The 18,507-nt window shown below is 66.0% G+C and carries 22 protein-coding genes and 1 pseudogene; 15 read left to right on the top strand and 8 right to left on the bottom strand.

The window, feature by feature from the left end; translation table 11 throughout:
- Nucleotides 1–27: 27 nt before the first annotated feature.
- On the bottom strand, nt 28–642 hold the full coding sequence (locus tag ON37_RS19680; protein WP_036504644.1) for a sigma-70 family RNA polymerase sigma factor: 615 nt from the start codon (nt 640–642) through the stop codon (nt 28–30).
- A gap of 445 nt (nt 643–1,087) precedes the next feature.
- Here ON37_RS19680 and ybaK point away from each other — a divergent pair, with 445 nt between their 5' ends.
- The 3 genes from ybaK to ON37_RS19695 all read left to right on the top strand — a co-directional run bounded on the left by ybaK (nt 1,088) and on the right by ON37_RS19695 (nt 2,677).
- Nucleotides 1,088–1,576, top strand: coding sequence for a Cys-tRNA(Pro) deacylase (ybaK, locus tag ON37_RS19685; protein WP_040721283.1), 489 nt, complete (start codon nt 1,088–1,090; stop codon nt 1,574–1,576).
- A gap of 136 nt (nt 1,577–1,712) precedes the next feature.
- Entirely contained in the window at nt 1,713–2,228 is a 516-nt protein-coding gene (locus ON37_RS19690; RefSeq protein ID WP_040721285.1) for a MarR family winged helix-turn-helix transcriptional regulator, read from the top strand.
- 143 nt (nt 2,229–2,371) lie between these two features.
- The gene (locus ON37_RS19695; RefSeq protein ID WP_040721286.1) at nt 2,372–2,677 is read left to right on the top strand and encodes a hypothetical protein; all 306 of its coding nucleotides are present in this window, start codon (nt 2,372–2,374) and stop codon (nt 2,675–2,677) included.
- A gap of 24 nt (nt 2,678–2,701) precedes the next feature.
- On the opposite strand, the gene ON37_RS19700 is transcribed toward ON37_RS19695, so the two are convergent.
- Nucleotides 2,702–3,541, bottom strand: coding sequence for an SOS response-associated peptidase (locus tag ON37_RS19700; protein ID WP_040721289.1), 840 nt, complete (start codon nt 3,539–3,541; stop codon nt 2,702–2,704).
- A gap of 145 nt (nt 3,542–3,686) precedes the next feature.
- Between ON37_RS19700 and ON37_RS19705 the strand changes: the two genes are divergently transcribed.
- The 5 genes from ON37_RS19705 (at nt 3,687) to ON37_RS19725 (ending at nt 9,690) form a co-directional block, all read left to right on the top strand.
- Entirely contained in the window at nt 3,687–5,222 is a 1,536-nt protein-coding gene (locus ON37_RS19705; protein WP_040721291.1) for an aldehyde dehydrogenase family protein, read from the top strand.
- Between the two features lie 175 nt (nt 5,223–5,397).
- Nucleotides 5,398–6,717, top strand: a complete 1,320-nt coding sequence (gene aroA, locus ON37_RS19710) for a 3-phosphoshikimate 1-carboxyvinyltransferase (protein ID WP_040721293.1) — start codon at nt 5,398–5,400, stop codon at nt 6,715–6,717.
- Nucleotides 6,714–7,715 (top strand): ribosome small subunit-dependent GTPase A, encoded by a 1,002-nt coding sequence (gene rsgA / locus ON37_RS19715; RefSeq protein ID WP_040721295.1) that lies wholly within the window; start codon nt 6,714–6,716, stop codon nt 7,713–7,715. The genes aroA and rsgA overlap by 4 nt, the downstream gene beginning before the upstream one ends.
- A gap of 101 nt (nt 7,716–7,816) precedes the next feature.
- Complete coding sequence (locus ON37_RS19720; RefSeq protein ID WP_040721297.1) at nt 7,817–8,395, top strand: Uma2 family endonuclease; 579 nt, start codon at nt 7,817–7,819, stop codon at nt 8,393–8,395.
- A 95-nt stretch (nt 8,396–8,490) separates the two neighbouring features.
- Nucleotides 8,491–9,690 carry a DUF1444 domain-containing protein gene (locus ON37_RS19725; protein ID WP_040721298.1) on the top strand — a complete coding sequence of 400 codons (1,200 nt, stop codon included), beginning with the start codon at nt 8,491–8,493 and terminating at the stop codon, nt 9,688–9,690.
- Nucleotides 9,691–9,708: 18 nt separating this feature from the next.
- Here ON37_RS19725 and ON37_RS19730 read toward each other — a convergent pair whose 3' ends face one another.
- Nucleotides 9,709–10,116, bottom strand: a complete 408-nt coding sequence (locus ON37_RS19730; protein ID WP_040721326.1) for a MarR family winged helix-turn-helix transcriptional regulator — start codon at nt 10,114–10,116, stop codon at nt 9,709–9,711.
- 99 nt (nt 10,117–10,215) lie between these two features.
- On the opposite strand from ON37_RS19730, the gene ON37_RS19735 reads away from it, so the two are divergent.
- The 5 genes from ON37_RS19735 to ON37_RS19755 all read left to right on the top strand — a co-directional run bounded on the left by ON37_RS19735 (nt 10,216) and on the right by ON37_RS19755 (nt 13,991).
- Complete coding sequence (locus tag ON37_RS19735; protein ID WP_040721301.1) at nt 10,216–10,611, top strand: RidA family protein; 396 nt, start codon at nt 10,216–10,218, stop codon at nt 10,609–10,611.
- Between the two features lie 139 nt (nt 10,612–10,750).
- Nucleotides 10,751–11,077: a hypothetical protein gene (locus ON37_RS19740; protein ID WP_157171512.1), complete on the top strand. Its 327-nt coding sequence runs from the start codon at nt 10,751–10,753 to the stop codon at nt 11,075–11,077.
- Nucleotides 11,074–12,324, top strand: coding sequence for a hypothetical protein (locus ON37_RS19745; RefSeq protein ID WP_051031807.1), 1,251 nt, complete (start codon nt 11,074–11,076; stop codon nt 12,322–12,324). Before ON37_RS19740 ends, ON37_RS19745 begins: the two co-directional genes overlap by 4 nt.
- Complete coding sequence (locus ON37_RS19750) at nt 12,317–12,952, top strand: hypothetical protein (RefSeq protein ID WP_040721305.1); 636 nt, start codon at nt 12,317–12,319, stop codon at nt 12,950–12,952. The genes ON37_RS19745 and ON37_RS19750 overlap by 8 nt, the downstream gene beginning before the upstream one ends.
- A gap of 139 nt (nt 12,953–13,091) precedes the next feature.
- Nucleotides 13,092–13,991, top strand: a complete 900-nt coding sequence (locus ON37_RS19755) for a hypothetical protein (RefSeq protein WP_157171513.1) — start codon at nt 13,092–13,094, stop codon at nt 13,989–13,991.
- 76 nt (nt 13,992–14,067) lie between these two features.
- Here the strand turns inward: ON37_RS19755 and ON37_RS19760 are convergent, their stop codons facing one another.
- Both ON37_RS19760 and ON37_RS19765 read right to left on the bottom strand, forming a co-directional pair.
- Nucleotides 14,068–14,424 carry a DUF397 domain-containing protein gene (locus ON37_RS19760; protein ID WP_040721309.1) on the bottom strand — a complete coding sequence of 119 codons (357 nt, stop codon included), beginning with the start codon at nt 14,422–14,424 and terminating at the stop codon, nt 14,068–14,070.
- Nucleotides 14,424–15,293, bottom strand: coding sequence for a helix-turn-helix domain-containing protein (locus ON37_RS19765; RefSeq protein ID WP_040721311.1), 870 nt, complete (start codon nt 15,291–15,293; stop codon nt 14,424–14,426). Before ON37_RS19765 ends, ON37_RS19760 begins: the two co-directional genes overlap by 1 nt.
- A 170-nt stretch (nt 15,294–15,463) precedes the next feature.
- Between ON37_RS19765 and ON37_RS19770 the strand changes: the two genes are divergently transcribed.
- Together ON37_RS19770 and ON37_RS19775 are read left to right on the top strand one after the other, a co-directional pair.
- Nucleotides 15,464–15,754, top strand: coding sequence for a hypothetical protein (locus ON37_RS19770; RefSeq protein ID WP_040721313.1), 291 nt, complete (start codon nt 15,464–15,466; stop codon nt 15,752–15,754).
- Nucleotides 15,751–16,215, top strand: coding sequence for a DUF4254 domain-containing protein (locus ON37_RS19775; RefSeq protein ID WP_085997344.1), 465 nt, complete (start codon nt 15,751–15,753; stop codon nt 16,213–16,215). The genes ON37_RS19770 and ON37_RS19775 overlap by 4 nt, the downstream gene beginning before the upstream one ends.
- A 17-nt stretch (nt 16,216–16,232) precedes the next feature.
- Here the strand turns inward: ON37_RS19775 and ON37_RS19780 are convergent, their stop codons facing one another.
- The 3 genes and pseudogenes from ON37_RS19780 to ON37_RS19790 form a co-directional block, all read right to left on the bottom strand.
- On the bottom strand, nt 16,233–16,988 hold the full coding sequence (locus tag ON37_RS19780; RefSeq protein WP_040721315.1) for an ESX secretion-associated protein EspG: 756 nt from the start codon (nt 16,986–16,988) through the stop codon (nt 16,233–16,235).
- Between the two features lie 18 nt (nt 16,989–17,006).
- A complete protein-coding gene (locus ON37_RS19785; RefSeq protein WP_040721317.1) occupies nt 17,007–18,179 on the bottom strand; it encodes a WXG100 family type VII secretion target in 1,173 nt (390 codons plus the stop codon).
- Nucleotides 18,180–18,507: pseudogene (locus ON37_RS19790) on the bottom strand (hypothetical protein); the annotation flags it as partial. It lies immediately after the preceding gene.

Below are 18,507 nucleotides of genomic sequence, written 5' to 3' on the forward strand. Positions count from 1 at the left end.
GTTCGTCCTGCTCGTGCCCACTGGTACTCACTGGGTTACCTCCTGACGCGCCCCGTTGCCCGTTCGGTTCCGGTCGAACCCCCGCTCGTGCGCGACATCGGCCAACAGCCCCTTGAGCTGTTTGCGCCCGCGGTGCAGCCGGGACATGACGGTGCCGATCGGAGTCCCCATGATGTCGGCGATCTCCTTGTAGGGGAAGCCCTCCACGTCGGCGTAGTACACCGCCATCCGGAATTCCTCCGGCAGCGACTGCAGTGCCGCCTTGATGTCGTCGTCGGGCAACGCCTCCAGCGCTTCCATCTCCGCCGACCGCAGACCGGTGGAGGTGTGCTCGGCCGTCGCGGCGAGCTGCCAGTCGGTGATCTCGTCGGTGGGGTACTGCGCGGGCTGGCGTTGCTTCTTGCGATAGGAGTTGATGTAGGTGTTGGTCAGGATCCGATACAGCCAGGCCCGCAGGTTCGTGCCCTCCCGGAAGGACCGGAAGCCCTGATAGGCCTTGGCGAAGGTCTCCTGCACCAGATCCTCGGCGTCGGCCGGATTGCGGGTCATCCGCAGGGCCGCACCGTAGAGCTGATCCAGCAGCGGCAGTGCGTCGCGTTCGAAGCGCCGGGCGAGTTCGGCCTCGTCGGCCGTGCTGCGCACGGTGCCGGCGCCCTCGTCGTCGGCCGAGGCGAAGTCGTCCTCCACGGGGTCGTCGGGGATCTCGATATCCTCCGGTCGCGAACCGCCCGCGGTATCACCCTGGGGGCGATCGGCCGCCAATTCGTCGTCGCTCGTCACGGAAATCCCTTCGGTCGCCGTAGCAGTTGAATCTACCGCGCGCGAGACGTCACGACCGAACCCGGTGTTCGCGCTGACGGTGTCGATCAGCGGGTACCACGACTCGACGGTCGCTACCGGACGTTCGTCGACGAGAACGGTCACCGGTGCCTCCTCCGGACTTCTGATTGTCGAACGGCTGCGATTGCCGCCGTGCTGTGCTGGCGGAACAGTGCAACAGGACGAACGACCGCTGTGTTCCCGATCCGGGCGCGACCGGCGGAAAACCGATTGCCGGGCCGGGACGAGCGTCGTTAGGGTGTGCGGCATGGCCGCATCGACACCGGCGATCCGGGCGCTGACGCAGGCGAAGGTGCCGCACGTGGTGCACTCCTATCCACACGACCCGCGCAGCGATTCCTACGGCGACGAGGCGGTCGCTGCGCTGTCGGAGCGCCTCGGGGTGGTGGCCGCCCAGATCTTCAAGACACTGATCATCGAGCTGTCGACCGGTACGCCCGCGGTAGCCGTCCTGCCGGTCCCGCATTCACTGTCGCTCAAAGCCGCCGCCGCTGCCCTCGGGGCACCGAAGGCGGCCATGGCCGACAAGGCCAAGGCCCAGCGCATCACCGGGTACGTCCTGGGCGGGGTCTCCCCGCTGGGACAGAAGCGCGCGCTGCCGACCGTGATCGACGAATCGGCGCGTGGCTGGGACCGCATTCTGTGCAGCGCCGGTAAGCGCGGACTGGAGATCGAACTCGCACCCGACGATCTGATCGCCCTCACCGGCGCGACCACCGCGCCGATCGTCGCCTGACGGCGACCCGATCGGACCACCGTGATCGGAAATATTTGTTGTCCACAACTGCTTGGTGTATACAAGTAGTTGTTGGATGCAAGTAGTTTGCCGCGTACTGCGCGGTCGGGCCCGCGACGGAACCAGGAGGTCCGATATGGACGGCGAGCAGGTCACCGATCTTATCGGCCAGCAACTGATTCGGCTCGGACGGATTCGGGAGCGGACGAACGCACAGGTCGCCGCGGCCTCGCACGGTGAGATCGACCTGTCGGCCTACCGCATCATCTTCCATCTGCTCGCCGACGGCCCCATGCGTTCCGGAGCCCTGGCGGAGGCCCTGTACTCCGACGCCTCCACCATCAGTCGCCAGGTCGCCGGGCTGGTCAAACGCGGCCTGGTCCGCCGCGAGGCCGACCCCAACGACGGCCGCGCGAGCGTACTCATCGTCACGGAGGACGGTCGCGAGATGGCGACCCAGCTGCGAGCGCGCCGCAACGACATGATCGCCCGAATTCTGACCGACTGGAACCAGGCCGATCGCGAGCAGTTCGCGACCCTGCTGCACCGGTTCGTCGACGATTACGAATCCGCGCGGCCGGCCATCCTCACCGCCCCGGATCCGCGTCCGGAGCCTCCGACCCAGGAAGCCTCGACGCCCGCCGAGCGCTGATCACCGCCGACCCATCGCGGCCGGGCACGCCGGGATCGCCCCTCATTCACATAAATCACTCCAATCACACCGGTATCTGTGCGTTACTTGTCGAGCAGTTCGTTCGACCCCCGATTCGTTTCGAACCGAGGATGTGATGCGAAATGACCCACCGTCCACGTCTGCGCACCCTGATCGCCACCGGCGTCGGTACCGCACTACTCGCGCTGAGCCCCGGACTCCTGGTCGCAGCGCCCGCGAACGCGGCGCCCGCCGTGGTGATGCCCGTCCACAACCCGAACTATCCCCTGGGCGGGGATACCGAGCACCCGGGTGCGCCGCAGCGCGACCAGCGCGCGGAGAAGGCCGAGAAGCTGGGCGGCAACACCGTCACCAAGCTGATCGAAATGGGCGCGAACATCTTGAAGTGCGGGCTCAACATCGTGGCGCCGACCGTGAAATGTGAATAGCCGCCGAGCACTCCGAGGCCGGGTTCAGATCAAGCTGATCTGCCCGGCCTCTTCGCTGTCGGCACCCGGCACCGGGTCCAGCAACTGCGGCCCGTTGTTGCGCACCGAATTCACCAGCGGCGAGACCGGCCGCGCCACGATCGACGAAACCACCTGCGGCGCAGGCGTTTCCAGGAGTTCGTGCGGCGCCGGATGATCGGGATCGAGCCAGGCGTCCCAGTGCTCGCGCGGCATCATCAGCGGCATCCGATCGTGAATGCGGGTCAGATCGCCCACCGCGTCGGTGGTCAGGATCGTGCACGACAGCAGGGGGCGCATATCCCGCTGCGCCGGATCGCGCCAAACCGACCACAAGCCGGCCATATACAGGCGGTTACCGTCGGCGTCGGACATGTAGTACGGCTGTTTGACGGCCTTTCCCGATCCGGTCGGATGCGGTTCGGTCAACCATTCGTACCAGCCGTCCATCGGCACCAGACAGCGCCGCTTCTTCACCGCATCCCGGAACGAGGGCGCAGTGGCGGCACGATCGGCGCGCGCGTTGAACAGCGGCTTTCCCTTCGCGGGTACGCCGGGTTCCGCCGCCTTCGTCCACACCGGGATCAGCCCCCAGCGCATCCGCCGGATCCGCAACGCCGGATCGTCGTCGGGATGGTCGTGATCGTGCCGGCGGACCACGGTCAGCACCTGATTGGTGGGCGCGACGTTGTAGTTCGCGCCGTCGCGCGCCGCGGGCACCTCGGTGGCCGATGCGCCGGCCGCGGCCGACGCGGCGTTCGCGGACCCGTCACCGGTCTCGTCGAGGGCGTCGAGTTCGACCGCCAACCTGGCCGGATTCGCGGTGGTCGCATATCTGCCGCACATATCTCCATGCTGCCATCCGCTACCGACAGTCTCCGTAAACTCGGACCTATCCGCGCGACGAGCAATTCCAACTGAAGGCGGTTGACATCACATCTCGGGTGTGAGAACTTCTTGCCGTAACTCTCTCATTAGGGGTCGCCGAATCATGTCCACCACCGAGTCCACCGCCGCCGCAGCATCGGCGACAGCATCCGACACCGCACCGCCTACCGAGTTCTCGTCGGTCGATCCGGCGACCGGCGAGGTCATCGCCACCCATCCCATCGCCGACGACGAGGCGGTGCGCGCGGCCGTCGACAAGGCCCGCGCGGCCGCGGCCGTCTGGGGTGGACTCGGCTTCGCCGACCGCAAGCGGGCACTGCTGCGCTGGTCCAGCCGCCTGGTCGCGCGCGCCGACGAATTCTGCGATCTGATCCACGCCGAGAACGGCAAACCGCGCGACGACGCCTATCTGGAACTGATGCTGGCACTCGAGCACATCGCCTGGGCGGCGAAGAACGCCGAGAAGGTCCTCAAACCGAAGAAGGTCTCCCCCGGCGCGCTGATGTCGAACTTCTCGGCCTCGATCGAGCAGCGCCCGCTCGGCGTGGTCGGGGTGATCGGGCCGTGGAACTACCCCGTCTACACGCCGAACGGCTCGCTGGCCTATGCCCTCGCCGCGGGTAATACGGTGGTGTTCAAGCCGAGTGAATATTCCACCAGCATCGGCAATTTCGTCGGACAGGCCTTCGTCGACGCCAACCCCGACCTGCCCGACGGCGTCTTCGTCACGATCAACGGCTACGGCGCGACCGGCGCCGCACTCGTGCGGGCCGGGGTGGACAAGATTGCCTTCACCGGCTCCACCGCGACCGGGAAGAAGATCATGGCCGCCGCGGCCGAATCCCTGACCCCAGTGCTGCTGGAATGCGGCGGTAAGGATGCGGTCATCGTCGCCGCCGACGCCGATATCGCCGCCGCCGCCGATGCCGTCGCCTACGGCGCCACCATGAACAGCGGCCAGACCTGCGCCGGCGTCGAACGCGTCTACGTCGACAAGTCGATCCGGGAACCGTTCGTCGCCGAGGTCAAAAAGATCCTGGCCGATGTGCGCGCGGGCTCCGACGACAAGGCCTCCTACGGTCCGATGACCATGCCCTCGCAGGTGGACATCGTGCGCCGCCACATCGAATCGGCGCTCGCCAGCGGCGGCACCGCCGTCCTGGGCGGGCCGGAATCGGTGCACGCGCCCTATATCGAGCCGGTCGTCCTGGTCGACGTCGACGAGAATTCCGAGGCCGTCTGCGAGGAGACCTTCGGCCCGACGGTCACCATCCGCACGGTCGAGAACGTGGACGAGGCAATCGAGCTGGCGAACCGGTCCAAGTACGGACTGGGTTCGGCGGTCTACTCCCGTAAACACGGCCTGGAGATCGCGCGCCGGCTGCGGGCGGGGGCCACCTCCGTGAACTCGGTGCTGGGTTTCGCGGCCATCGCCGCGCTGCCGTTCGGCGGGGTCGGCGATTCCGGTATCGGCCGCATCCACGGCGCCCAGGGCCTGCTGGAATTCTCCAGCCCGCACTCGATCGCGGTGCAGCGCTTCGCGATTCCGGGCATGGCACTGCTGAGCTACAAGCGCACGGAGGGCACCATGAAGCTGCTGCGCAAGGTGGTTCCGCTGCTGCACGGGCGCAACAAGTAAATGCCGTCTCTCGGATCCGGGCCCGCACCGCACGGTGCGGGCCCGGCCGCGTTCTCCGGCCCGTCCTCTGGACCTGCGGAAACCGACCGAGGCCGCAAATGTCCGAATTCGGCTGATAAACGGCCATACGTCGGAAATCACAAAACCGCGCTCCCTGCACACGGGTTCGGCTCTCATGCGCGAAGATGGTCCGGTGAGTTTCTGGCCCGCGCCCCACATCGACCATGCCGTGCACGCGACCGTCACCCTGCCCGGGTCGAAATCGATCACCAACCGGGCACTGATTCTCGCCGCACTCGCCGACCGCCCCTCGACGATCACCGGTGCCCTGCGCAGCCGGGACACCGAGCTGATGATCGCGGCGCTGCGCGCGATGGGCACCGAGATCACCGGCGACGGGGACACCCTCGCCGTCACCCCCGCCGACCAGCTGCACAACGCCACCGTCGACTGCGGGTTGGCCGGCACCGTCATGCGGTTCCTGCCGCCGGTCGCCGCTCTCGCGCACGGTGACGTGGCCTTCTTCGGCGACGAACAGGCCCGGCTGCGGCCGTTGAACACGATCCTCGACGCGCTGCGCAGCCTGGGCGTGGACATCGACGGTGACACCCTGCCGTTCGTCGTGCACGGCACCGGTTCGCTGCGCGGCGGCCGGGTCACCATCGACGCGTCCGGTTCCTCGCAGTTCGTCTCCGGTCTGCTGCTGTCGGCGGCGCATTTCGAGGAGGGCATCACCGTCCACCACGCGGGCGCCCCGCTACCGTCCATGCCGCACATCGAGATGACGGTGCAGATGCTGCAGCAGGCCGGGGTGCGGGTACAGGCGCCGGCGGATCCGCGCAAGGAACAGCTCTGGACCGTCGAGCCGGGGCCGATCCACGCCGTCGACTGGGAGGTCGAACCGGATCTGTCCAATGCCACGCCGTTCCTCGCCGCCGCCGCGGTGACCGGTGGCGAGGTCACCATCCCGCATTGGCCACAGCTGACCACCCAGGCCGGTGACGTGATCCGCGAGATCCTGGTCCGGATGGGCGCGGAGGCACGCCGCTTCGACGGCAAGCTCACCGTGCGCGGGCCGCAGCGCCTGGCCGGTATCGACATCGATCTGCACGATGTCGGCGAGCTGACCCCGACCGTCGCCGCGCTGGCGGCACTGGCGGATTCACCGTCGCGACTGCGCGGCATCGCCCACCTGCGTGGCCACGAGACCGATCGCCTGGCCGCGCTGACCACCGAGATCAACCGCCTCGGCGGCAACGTCACCGAAACCGAGGACGGGCTGCACATCGAGCCCGCGCCGCTGCGCGGCGGGCAGTGGCATTCCTACGCCGATCATCGAATGGCCACCGCCGGTGCGATTCTCGGTCTGCGCGTGCCCGGAGTGAGTATCGAGGACATCGGCACCACGGCCAAGACGCTGCCGGAATTCGTCGGCCTGTGGGAGTCGATGCTGGCGGGCGCCGGCGCGTTGTCGGGTGAAGGAGCGGCCCACTGAGGCGGCGCGAGTACGACGAGTCCGATGTCCGGGTGCGCCCGGGCAAGGGCTCGCGTCCGCGCACCAAGACCCGCCCCGAACATCGAGATGCGGTGTCGGCCATGGTCGTTTCGGTCGATCGCGGACGCTGGGGTTGTGTGCTGGACGGCGATCCCGACCGGCCGGTGGTGGCGATGCGGGCCCGGGAACTGGGTCGCACTCCGATCGTCGTCGGTGATCGGGTCGATGTGGTGGGCGACCTGTCCGGCAAGCCCGACACCCTCGCCCGCATCGTGCGGGTCGCCGAGCGACGAACCGTCCTCCGCCGCACCGCCGACGACACCGACCCGTTCGAACGCATCGTGGTCTCGAACGCCGAACAACTGTTCATCGTGGTGGCGCTGGCCGACCCGCCGCCGCGCACCGGATTCGTCGAGCGCGCCATGGTGGCCGCGTATGCCGGTGGGCTGCAACCGATTCTGTGCCTGACCAAACACGACCTGGCCGCAGATTCCGAATTCGCCGCGGAGTTCGCCGATCTGGACCTGACCATCGTCTACGGCGGCCGCGACGATCCGCTGGAACCGATCCGCGACCTGCTCCGCGATTCCCTGACCTGCCTGCTCGGCCATTCCGGCGTCGGCAAATCGACCCTGGTGAATCGCCTTGTCCCCGAGGCGGATCGAGCCGTCGGCACGGTCTCCGGCGTCGGCAAGGGCCGCCACACCTCCACCCAGTCGGTGGCGCTCCCGCTCCCGGGCGGCGGTTGGGTGATCGACACTCCGGGCATTCGCTCCTTCGGTCTCGCCCACATCTCCCCCGACGACGTGATCGCCGCCTTCCCCGACCTGTCCGAGGCCATCGAGGACTGCCCGCGCGGCTGCACCCACCTCGGCCCGCCCGCCGACCCGGAATGCGCCCTGGACGAACTGCCCGGCAAGGAGCGCCGGGTGGCCGCCATCCGATTGCTGCTGACCGCACTGAACTCCAACGACCCGTGGACGGTCGGCAGCAACTGACGGCGCAGCGCACCGCAGCCGGCCGGGCCCACCGGAATGCAATACTTGACATTGCAGCCGGACGCCGCCCGCAATAGTCGTTCGAATCAGGAGGGAGCCCGATGAGCGCGGATCCACTACCCGCCTGGGCCGTCCCGCCGCCCGGCGGCTACACCGCGGATGACCTGGACAGACTGCCCGACCTGCCGGCACATACCGAGCTGATCGACGGGAGCCTCGTCTTCGTGAGCCCGCAGATGAGATTCCACGCGTTGGTGATCGATCTGCTCGTCCTGGCGCTACGCTCGTCCGCGCCGCCGGCTCTTCGGGTTCGGCGCGAGATGACGGTGACATTGGGACCGCGGCAGCGCCCCGAGCCGGACGTCATCGTCGTTCACGAATCGGCGGATCGAGGGCCCGACCAAACCACGTATCGGCCCGAGGACGTCGTGCTGGCGGTCGAGGTCGTTTCGCCGGATTCGATTGTGCGCGACCGGGAGCGTAAGCCACAGCTGTACGCGCGCGCCGGGATTCCCCACTTCTGGCGCGTGGAGAACGACAACGGGCGGGCCGTTGTCTACATCTACGAACTGGACCCGGCGACGAACGTCTACGCACCGACCGGGATCCATCATGACCGGCTGACGTTGTCGGTCCCCTTCGGCCTCGATATCGACCTGACCGAATATCAGCGGATGTGATCCACGCCGCGGGGTCCGCACGGCCACTCGAAGTTCCCCGCCGGGGGAATATTTCCGTGGGAGGTGTCCCCGCCCTGGGCTAGAGTTCGGCTCCCGTGGGGTTACAAGATCAGCAATATGCGTTCGCGCAGCATGTGGTGTTGCGGCTGGCCAAATCCAGGGCAGCGGGCTCGGCTCGGTTGCGGTGCCAGCCCGAGGAGTTCGCCATCGAGGTCGGCGACGACCATGTTCTCTACCTGGGCAATCTGTTTCACGAGACGGCCGACATGGACGGCGCGGACCGCGATGCGCGAATCGACCGGTTCGTCTCGGCCATGCTGCGACCGGCGCCGCCGGAGAATACCTGGGACGAGGTCCGGGAGCGTTTGCGGCCGATTCTGCGTCCCGCGACCTACGGCATCGCCGAGGACGGGGCACGGCCACTCACGCGGGCGGCGTTCCCGTTCACGGTCGAGATGGTCGCGATCGACCGACCCGACAGCCGCGCCATCGTCACCGTCAGCGATGCCGAAAAATGGGGCGTGCCGAGCGAGGACATCTTCGCCCAGGCTCGCGCCAACCTCCGGAACGGGATCGCGCCGATGGATTTGGAGCCCGGCTCGATAATCCGTTTCGTCGACGACGGCAACGGCTATTTCAGCTCGTACCTGCTGGACCCCGACTGGCTGGCCGGACTGGCCGGGCCGGACACCCGCCCGGTCGCCTTCGTTCCGGATGTGGACACGCTGATCGTCGCGCCGGACGACCCCGAACTCCTCGGCTCGTTGTTCGAGATGGCCGAAGACCAGTATCGCGAGGCCACCCGACCCCTCTCCCCTCAGGCCTACACGCTCGACGCCCACGGCGTCGTGGTCCCGTTCGACACAGCCGGCCCGCACGCTCTCCTGCCGGCCGCCCGCCGCGCCGCCACCGGCTTGGCCGTCACCGAGTACTCCATCCAAGCCGATTGGCTCCGAACACGTTTCGACGACGGGTCGGACATCGACGAACTCGACCTCGCCCCCGCCTTCATCGCCACCCCGTACGTCCACGAGGACGAATCCGGTCCGCGGACCGTCACCACCTGGGGCGAAGGGGTGGAATACCTCCTGCCCCGAGCGGATTACATCGCCTTCTGCGTCATGGACGAGCAGGAGGAAATCACCACCCTGTGCACCGTCCCGTTCACCACCGCGATCGAGCTCACCGGAATAACCCCGGTCCCCGGGCTCACCCCGCCCCGCTACGAGGCCCGGCACTGGCCGGATCGCGATACCCTCGCGGCGCTGGTACGCGCCGACGTGGTGCTGGCCTGACCTGTCCGGAACGGGCGATCAGGCGATGAGCTTGGCGACGCATTCGCTCACCCGGGCGTCGCCGGAGGCCTCGTCCAGAGCCCGGTTCAGGGCGTCCTGATAGGTCGGCTCGGCCTGCCGCTGGAGCGCGCGGCCCGCCTCGGTGATCACCGTGTAGACGCCTCGGCGGTCGTCCGGACACAGATCACGGCGGGTGAAGCCTCCGGATTCCAGCCTGGCGACCAGCCGGCTGACCGAGCTCTGGTTGAGACCGATGAGCTCGGCCAACTCCTGCATCCGCAGTTCACCGCCGTCCGCGCGCGCGAGCCGGCACAGGGCCTGGTATTCCGACAGTCCGATGCCGTGGCGTCGCTGCATCTCCTTGGCCAGCCGCTGGGTCACCATCGCATGCAGGGTCACCAGCTGATCCCAGAATTCCGCGTCCATCAGCACACCTCCGCGTTGACAACAGAATACATGCGGTGACATCATCTGTATGCACATGCATTTAATGTATGTACATACAAACGATGAGAAAGGTTCGCCATGACCTCACAGCGCATCGAAAAGATCGCGACCACCCCCGACTGGTACGAGCCGTACAAGATCTCGCAGGCGATCAAGGCGAACGGCCTGGTGTTCGTATCGGGGCAAACAGGTATCGATGAACAGGGGCGTACCGTTTCCGACGATTTCCTGACGCAGGGACGGCAGGCCTTCGCCAACATCCAACGCGTTCTGGCCCAGGCCGGTTCCGACCTCACCGATGTGGTGAAGGTGGGCATCTTCGTCACCGACATGGCCGCCAACCTGGAGAAGATCAAAGTCCTCCGCGAGGAGTTCCTCCGCGAGCCCTACCCCGCAGACACCCTGCTGGAAGTGTCTTCGCTCGCCCAGCCCGATTGGCAGATCGAGGTAGAAGTCACCGCCCTGGCGCCCTGACCATCGACCTCGCCACCCACACCTCGACCGGTCGACGGAACCGACGCCCAACCACATCCGTCTACCCTTACGAACCGGTGTCGAGCGCCGGCGACCGATCCTCGTGCCAAGGTCGTCGGCGGGTGAGGGAGTGCGTGGAGTGGCAGGCTTTCTACAGGTTGATATCGAGGCTTTGGGTAGGGCGGCCCAGCTTTTGCGCAACTCGGAACAGGTGTTGAACGATGCGATGAAGGCCATGGCCCGGGACGGCCATGGGGACATCGGCACCAAGGAACTCAACGATGCGGCCGACAGCTTTCAGCGCCGGTGGCATTTCGGAATCCAACGTATCGGCGAGGCAGCCGGCACTACAGCAGAAGGAATTTCTCAGTGCCACGATGTCTATCAGCAGGTCGATAATCAGTTCGCGCAGGTGATCGCGCAAGCGGCTGCCGGGTCGCCTGACTCCGGGGAGATCAAGGCATGAGTGCGGCCGCAAATCCCTACCCCAACTTGGGCTTCAACCCGGTCCCGGGTGCGCCGGCCGATGTGGCGGGCCTGCGCGGTCAGATCAATTCCGCTTTCGACGCCGTCAAGGAAACGAATGGCTTACTGACCCGTTTGCGCAACAGCCACGACAACGTGTGGACCGGCGCCGGGGGCGACGCGTTCCGCGCGTCCTTCGACGCGACTCTGGCCCAAGATCTCGGCTACGCCCAGAGCTCGCTCGAGCGCGCCGTCGCCTTGCTCGACGAATGGCACACCGCCCTGGTCGGCTACCAGGAGACCGCAAAAGGACTGGAAAGTGAGGCCGCGACCGCTCGCGGCGAATACGCCAAAGCGCAGACCACCCTCCGGCAGGCCCAGGCGAATCCTGACCTGGGCTTGGCCAACATGCAGTTCTCGGACCGAAACCAGTTGGCCGACGCACAGCGCCGGTTGGATGCCGCTGCGGCACAGGTACGTTCGGCGAGCGCAGCGGTCGACAACGCGCAGGGCACTATCGATGCCATCATCAAGCGCGCGCACGATCTCGAGACCGAGCACAATAGTCTCGCACGACGCATTGCGGCCGAACTCGATGCGGCGGCAAAAGATTTCGCGCCCAGCCCGCCCGACAAGAGCATCTGGGACAAGATTTCGGACGCGGTGAAGGGGGTTGGCAAGTGGATCAGTGATCACAAGAAGCAGATCCACGACATTCTGTCCGGAGTATCGGCGGTGACAGGACTACTCGCATTGGTCACCCCGTTCCCGGCGGATGCGATATTCGGCGCCATAGCGCTGGTTTCAGGCGCAGGCGCGCTGGCGATGGATTTCATGGACCCAGAGGTCCAAGACGCATTCGGTGGCGTTCTGCACGGCGATTTCAGCAAGGACAATCTGATGAAGATCGGCACCACCGTGGGTTTGGATTCCTTGGCTGTCATCCCCGGGACGGGAGGCGTGCTGAAGGGCACCGGAGCCGCCTTCAAGGGCGCGGAGGAGTCCGGGGCCGTGTTCAAGGCGTTCGCGGAGGGAGCGCAGTCCCCCAGTTACCTGTCCACGAAACTGGACAAGATTCCGCGGCCCGAAGGGGTGACGAACTGGTTGCAAGATATGAGTAAAGCCAACGGATTCGGCCCGGGGGTCGGGACATCGCTTTCCGGAATCGAACTCGTTTCGCGGGCGGCGAAGGCCGGGCTGGGCTCCGGCAAGATCACAACCGGCACCTTGGAGCTGGCCGATGACTGACGTCGAATTGGATATCTGGATACCGGAAGGCTTCGCCGCGCTACCGCTCACCGATATCGACCGGCACGTCGCCGCGGTCGCGAATACGGCGAAAAGTCTCTCCGACTCGGAAACAAGAGAGATGGCGGCAGGAGTTCTGCCGATAATCTCGATCTTGCTGAAAGGTCTCGCACAGTGGGACGTGCGTTACTGCGGGTTCGGCCGTCATGTTGCGTCGAGCGGCACCCCGGTCACCTCGTGTCTGACCGTCTGCCTGTACGAGACTGGTGGTGACAAGCTCAACCCGCGGCTCGTGCTGAAAGACCTCGTAGAGACCCGACTTGCCGCCGGCGACGACTTGGGCAGCATCGAACTCGTGGACGTCGATACGCGTCCGATCCTGTTCTCGGAGCGGATTCGCGAACTGCCCTCTCCTCGGTTCACGGGCTCGCCCTACGACTCCGAGACCGCCTCGACGTACCAGCTGGAAGCGGTCCTGCCCGCCGAATCCGGTACAGCGGTGGCGGCGGTCGAGTTGTCGACCGCCTACATCGACGACGGGCCAGAATTTCGGCGGATGATTTTCGACATGGCACGATCGGCCGCATTTCACAGCGATTTCTCCAACTCCTCCGCCCTGAATTGGTAAGGACCTCGCCATCGTCACAACATCGCTCCCGCCGGCTGCAGCCCACCCTGCTACGCGCGCGGCACTTCGGAAAGGTGGGACTTGGCCGTGGGTTACGCTGATACTCGGGATCCTCAGCATTCCGGCCTGGGTGGTCGCTGTGACAATCAGCGATTCACACCACAGTGATGCTGCGGCTGCGGTCCTCACTGTCGTCACACTCGGCACCGTAGTCCTTTTCTGCGCCGGTGTTCTCGGTGCGAGCATGCTGTGGATTCGGCGACGAAAAGTGCGCAGCCTGAAGCGGTTTCCCTGGTATTCCTATCGGATTCGTTACCTGCAGGAAGGCCGCTACGAGTATGTTCAGTTGCTCGGCGGGCAGGGGGAAACTATTTCCACTCTGATTCTGAGTACGTGGTCGACCCAGGTGGGCAAATTGATCAATGCTCAGACATTCGAAATCTGGTTCGCCGGCGATCCCCAGCGCCACGGTGTCGTCTCGACGCCGGGCGGCGGCGATATCTGCTACGCGCAACGGATACGGCCACCATCGGCCGAGGTGGCTGCGCCGGCCGTGTCCGCAGTGGATGCACGCGGAAACCCCGTCAGGTGCGGGAGCTCGAGCGACAGCGCCTTCCCTTCTCCGCGCACCCTGCGTCGCGTCGGCGGCTTCGTGCTCGACCTGACTGTGCATGCCGGCGGAGGTGCCGCGATCGCGCTTGTTCTCAGCCCCGGATTCTCACCGGAACTCTTGCGTACTCAGGATTTTCACCAGCTGGGTTTCAATCCCTTCATTGCGTTGTGCTGCTTCGCCGGACTGTCGTTCATCGACCGAGTCCTGCTCCAGGCCGTCTTTCACACGACTGTCGGAAAAGCCGTCTTCGGGCTCGTGGCGATTCAGCCCGATACGGGCCGCTTCCCCACTTTCGGACGATTGTTCGCGACCTGGTGGTTTCATTTGTATTTGCCGATGGCAGTTGTCGGTGACGGTACCGGGCCCGACCGACCCGGCAACTACTTCATGACTGCCGTGCGTCGACGTGACCTGCGTCGATCCTGAACCTCGCCGGCAGGTGGCGGCCGGACGGAGCTGCCGACCGACGCCTGCCGACCGACGCCTGCCGGCCGACCGGCCGTCAGGACCGGTCGAACTGGCCGTCAGCGACGCCCTCGAGGAAGGCGTCCCATTCGTCGGCGTTGTAGTTCAGCCGGGTGGTGCGGTGCGTGATCGTGGCGCCGCCGTCCGCATGTACGTCCACGGCCACGGCATCGGGTAGCACGCCGGAGGAGTTCGTCATGACGAGCCCCAAGAAGGCCGGCCACTGGTCGGCGGGGACAGTGATGATCGGTTGATCCTGTTCCGGGCCAACGTATTTGCTGTCGCGCACATCGACCGCGTTGCCGGTGAACCGGACCTCTACGCAACTGTTGGCGTCCTTGCTGAATGAGGACTTGTACCACTTGCGCCGTCCGAACTCACCGGCTTGCCTCATTACGTCGTTCCTAACCTGCCCGCGGACTCCTCGATCAAGGCCAGCGTATCGCGCTTACCCAAGGCGTTGCGCTGGGCGGCCTCGAACGCGATCGTCAGATCACGGACCTGATCGGAATTCTCGATCACTCCCGAGACGGCCGTCGATTCGTGCCAGCCGAGCGGCGGCAGGAACGGCCGATCGAATTCGATCACATAGAAGGCTGCGCCGCCGAACAGATAGCCACTCCGAGAAGTGAAGGGCATCACCCTGACATCGAGGGTTTCCGGGTACCGGCGAATCAGATGGGCCAGATGTTGCAACTGTTCGCGGAGTACATCCGGCCCACCGACCTGCTGCAGCAGCGCCGCTTGACTGACGATGGCGTTGAAGCGCAACGGATCAGCGCCGGTGAGGCGCTCCTGACGACGCATACGAACCTCGACGCGTCGCGCTACCTCTTTTTTCGGGATGAACACGTCGTCCTGGTCGATCAGTGCGCGGGCATAGCTCTCGGTCTGCAGCAAACCTGGGATCAGAAGGCTTTCGTAAGCGCTGATCTCGGAGGCTCCGAACTCCAACCCCCACAGTCGCTGATGCTCGACGCCGAACAGGTTCGAGTACTCAGCCCACCATCCGCGACCACTCGCCGCAGCACGAAGCGCGAGCAAATCCTCGCGATCGTCAGCACTCAAATCGAGCACCCCGAACAGCAGCTGCAGCTTGTCTTCCGACAGGATTTTGCGGTCTCGTTCGAACTTGCTCCAGTACGTCGGCGAGAAGCCCAGGTGCTTCGCGATGGCCGCACCGGTCAAATCACGCTCTGCGGTGTACATGCGTATCCGCGAGGTCAGCTCCCAGCGTGCGACCGTCGGCGACAGCGGCGCCACACCCAGCTCCTTCCACCCGAGATCGTTGACCGAACAGTACAGGGTTCATCTGCTGATCAGCGAGCTGTCAGGGAAATCATCCATTGCTAGGTCATGTTGACCGATCAATGGTATGTTCCGACGGTCAAGCTCTCCTCAGTTCGGTCCATTCGGGTGGGAAGTGGGTTGCCATGGCGGTGCAGATTGTGGCGGGGTGTTCGATGCGCGGGGATCGGACGGCGCATCATGCGAGGTCCGTGGGGGACGGCTGGTGGGCGGTGTCCTTTCTGCCGGGGCGCACCTTGACCACGCAGCAGGCTGTCGCCGCATTGCAAATCGCCGAGGCGACAGTGGATTTGGCGCTGCTGACACCGTTCATCGGGCTTACGCCGATGGAGGCGGTCGGCTACGCGTTGTGGCCGTCTCGGCTCCGTAAGTCGCCGGGGGACACCAGTTTCCGAGTCTTCGAGGCGCGACGGTGATCGGCACTCGGCTTCCGGCGCGCGATCTGCTGTTGCGAGTGTGTGCCGACGACATCTCCAGCACACACCCGGTAGCGCACGCCGCATCGCAACTGGCTCGGCTCCATCGGGATCGGCTCAGGGACGGCGGCCTCGGCTCCTGCGACATCGACTGCGAGCGTGCGCGATTGACACGCCTCATCGACCGGTGGGTGGCCGGCGAGATGCCGCGTCCGCACGGCGGGGCCGCCATGCACACCGAGACCGTGGGGATGGTGGTCGATCGCCTGGCCCGGTACTGCGCCACGGCCCACTCTGCTCTGACCGCGCCCACCACCAACTGGGCCCTGCACTGCGCATGGCGTTCCCTGGCCGAAATCTCGCTGGCCTACGACGATTTGGCCGCCGATCTCGCCGGCGGCCATCGTCGGCTACCCGAGTTCACCTATCCGGTGATACCGGCCGTCGGCGGTGCGAGGTGAGCACCGATCCGGCGTGCTCACCAGGAGTCCAACTCGTCCTCACGCAGGCGTTGCAGGGCTCGTTCGATCCAGGAGTCGAAGCGGGTGACGAGGTCTCGGGTATGCAGCGGGCGGACGGTTATCTGTTCGGCGCGGGTCTCGACGTAGCGACCGTCGGGAAGGTCGTACCACTGCACGACATTCGATGGCCGCACGTCGGCGTGGAACGCGCCGACCAGCAAGGACGCCGAGCCGCCGCCGTCCACCGGGCCGTTCACCAGATCGAGATAGCGCTCCCGAGGTGTGTTGCGTGTCAGGCCGTTCTGCCCGTCCCGCAGGTCCGCGGGGTGAACCGTGATCGGTGCACTGGTACCGGGATCGCGCTGCGGTATCGGCGCGGCCAGTGCGGCCGCCAGACTCTCCGGGCGGCAGAGCCGCAGGCGGATTCGTCCGTCGGTGTCGCCCTGGGTGAACTGGTACAGCACGGCCGCGTGGTACAGATTACGTGCCCCGACGATCCGGTAGACCCGTTGCGTGCCATCGCTGCCCTTGTATTTCGTTGTACCGCCGAGGATTTCGATTTTCATCACGGACGTATTCAAGGTGTGCAGCGCGAGCTGGATCTGCTCGAATTCGTCGGAATCGTAGCGCTCGCGGACCGTCGCGCGGTGCGCCTCGAATTCGTTCCGATACGCGAAACGGCTGGTGAAGCGCAACAACTCCGGGATCCGGTCGTTCGCGTCGCCGAGCCACAGCGCAGCGAAATCGTCCGGCTCCCACGCCCATTCCGTCACTGTGTTGTCACCTTCGAACTATCTGCGCGTCTCGCCGCTGTCGTCGTGGGTATCGCCGCCGATGACACCGCCGGGCAGCGTCTTCGGCAGCTCGCCGAGCAGTTCGGCCGCATTCTCCGCAGTGGTCAAATAATCGGCGCGCTGGTGCGTGCGTTCCTCTTCCTTACTCTTGCCGGCACCACCCAGCCCACCCATACCGGGCAGGCCGGGCGCTCCCGGGCTCGCACCGGGGCGCCCCGAGGCGGCGGCCGGGTTCTGCGCGGTCCCCGGGACTCCCGAACCCGGCACACTGCGGCCGGGTCCGCCCGAGAGGGCACCGAAGCCACCACCCGAACCGCCCGGGCCTCCGGTGTGCAGACCGCCGGACGACATACCGCTGGGAGTGGTTCGCGAACCATTCGGATCGAAACCAGAGGTACCGACACCGGCGTCGGGTCCGACCCCGCTGGTGGAGGTCTGCGAACCAGTCGAATTCGGGACTTGGCCGGTCGGCCCGTTGTCAGCTTGCGAGTCCGGTGTTCCGCTCTTCCCGTCCTGCTCCCCGTTTCCGTCTTTCCCCGGCTTCTCCGCGCCCGGATCCCACTGACCTCCATCATCGGGACCAGGCCCAGTGGGCCCGTTCGGGCCGCCCGGCCATGCGGTGGGCCTGCCGTCGCCCGGCTGCGTGGGATTCAGCGCGGGCGGCAGCACCGGTACTGTGCGATCGAACCCGGTGAACCCCGCGACATAGTGCTGCTGCATCGCATCTCGCGAATCCGAGGTGACCTTCGAACGCGAACGCTCCTCCTCCCGTGCCCGGGGCGGCCAGATATTCGCGGTCCACGAATGCGCCGCGGCGGCCGGAATCGCCTTCTTCGTATTGATGATGGTGGTGCCGGCCGCGTCGATATCGGTGCTCAGGGCGGCCAGCAGATCGGTCAGATCCGCGGCGTGGTCGGTGTACTGCTTGATCGCATTCTTCGCCGCCTCCGCCGCAGCACCCTCCCAGGCTTCGGCAATGGAATTGCCGACCGAGCGTTTGAAGGTTTCCAAACCCTGATCGAACTCGGTAGCGGCCTTGGCATAGTTCTGCGCCATCTTGTAGGCGTCGGACGGGTCGAGCTGGGAGAAGGCGTTCTCGATCTGCGAATGATCCCAGCCGAAGACGTTCTCGGGATTTGTGATCTGCGGCTTTTCGTTCTCTCTGGCCATCTATCCCCCGAAATGCATGCCGAGCGCGCCGAGCAGGCGCTGCGGGGCCGGATTCTGTTGCGGCAACGACTTTTCCAGCTCGGCATAGCGGGCGGCCAGGGATTCGTCCTGGGCGGTCATCTGCTCACGGATGGTGCGGAACAGGGTTTGGAAGTCGTCGACGGTTTGGAGATGCGAATCAAGGACCTCCCACACCCCGTTCTCGGAACCCCTGGACTTCTCCCGCCAGCGCTTCACCATTGTCTTCGCAGACACGAGATCACGCCCGTCGTCGGGGACGTGGCCTTCTCCTAAGCCCCAGTGATCCTGCTGCGACACTCGTGTCATT

Origin of the sequence: Nocardia veterana NBRC 100344, assembly GCF_000308855.1 — a bacterium.
GTDB classification, from domain to species: Bacteria; Actinomycetota; Actinomycetes; order Mycobacteriales; family Mycobacteriaceae; genus Nocardia; species Nocardia veterana.

Excerpts from the sequence above, each read along its gene's own strand:
- ybaK (WP_040721283.1), top strand. The coding sequence starts at position 1,088 with ATGGCCGCATCGACACCGGCGATCCGGGCGCTGACGCAGGCGAAGGTG.
- ON37_RS19690 (WP_040721285.1), top strand. The coding sequence starts at position 1,713 with ATGGACGGCGAGCAGGTCACCGATCTTATCGGCCAGCAACTGATTCGG.
- ON37_RS19695 (WP_040721286.1), top strand. The coding sequence starts at position 2,372 with ATGACCCACCGTCCACGTCTGCGCACCCTGATCGCCACCGGCGTCGGT.
- ON37_RS19700 (WP_040721289.1), bottom strand. The coding sequence starts at position 3,541 with ATGTGCGGCAGATATGCGACCACCGCGAATCCGGCCAGGTTGGCGGTC.
- ON37_RS19705 (WP_040721291.1), top strand. The coding sequence starts at position 3,687 with ATGTCCACCACCGAGTCCACCGCCGCCGCAGCATCGGCGACAGCATCC.
- aroA (WP_040721293.1), top strand. The coding sequence starts at position 5,398 with ATGCGCGAAGATGGTCCGGTGAGTTTCTGGCCCGCGCCCCACATCGAC.
- ON37_RS19720 (WP_040721297.1), top strand. The coding sequence starts at position 7,817 with ATGAGCGCGGATCCACTACCCGCCTGGGCCGTCCCGCCGCCCGGCGGC.
- ON37_RS19730 (WP_040721326.1), bottom strand. The coding sequence starts at position 10,116 with ATGGACGCGGAATTCTGGGATCAGCTGGTGACCCTGCATGCGATGGTG.
- ON37_RS19735 (WP_040721301.1), top strand. The coding sequence starts at position 10,216 with ATGACCTCACAGCGCATCGAAAAGATCGCGACCACCCCCGACTGGTAC.
- ON37_RS19745 (WP_051031807.1), top strand. The coding sequence starts at position 11,074 with ATGAGTGCGGCCGCAAATCCCTACCCCAACTTGGGCTTCAACCCGGTC.
- ON37_RS19750 (WP_040721305.1), top strand. The coding sequence starts at position 12,317 with ATGACTGACGTCGAATTGGATATCTGGATACCGGAAGGCTTCGCCGCG.
- ON37_RS19760 (WP_040721309.1), bottom strand. The coding sequence starts at position 14,424 with ATGAGGCAAGCCGGTGAGTTCGGACGGCGCAAGTGGTACAAGTCCTCA.
- ON37_RS19770 (WP_040721313.1), top strand. The coding sequence starts at position 15,464 with ATGGCGGTGCAGATTGTGGCGGGGTGTTCGATGCGCGGGGATCGGACG.
- ON37_RS19785 (WP_040721317.1), bottom strand. The coding sequence starts at position 18,179 with ATGGCCAGAGAGAACGAAAAGCCGCAGATCACAAATCCCGAGAACGTC.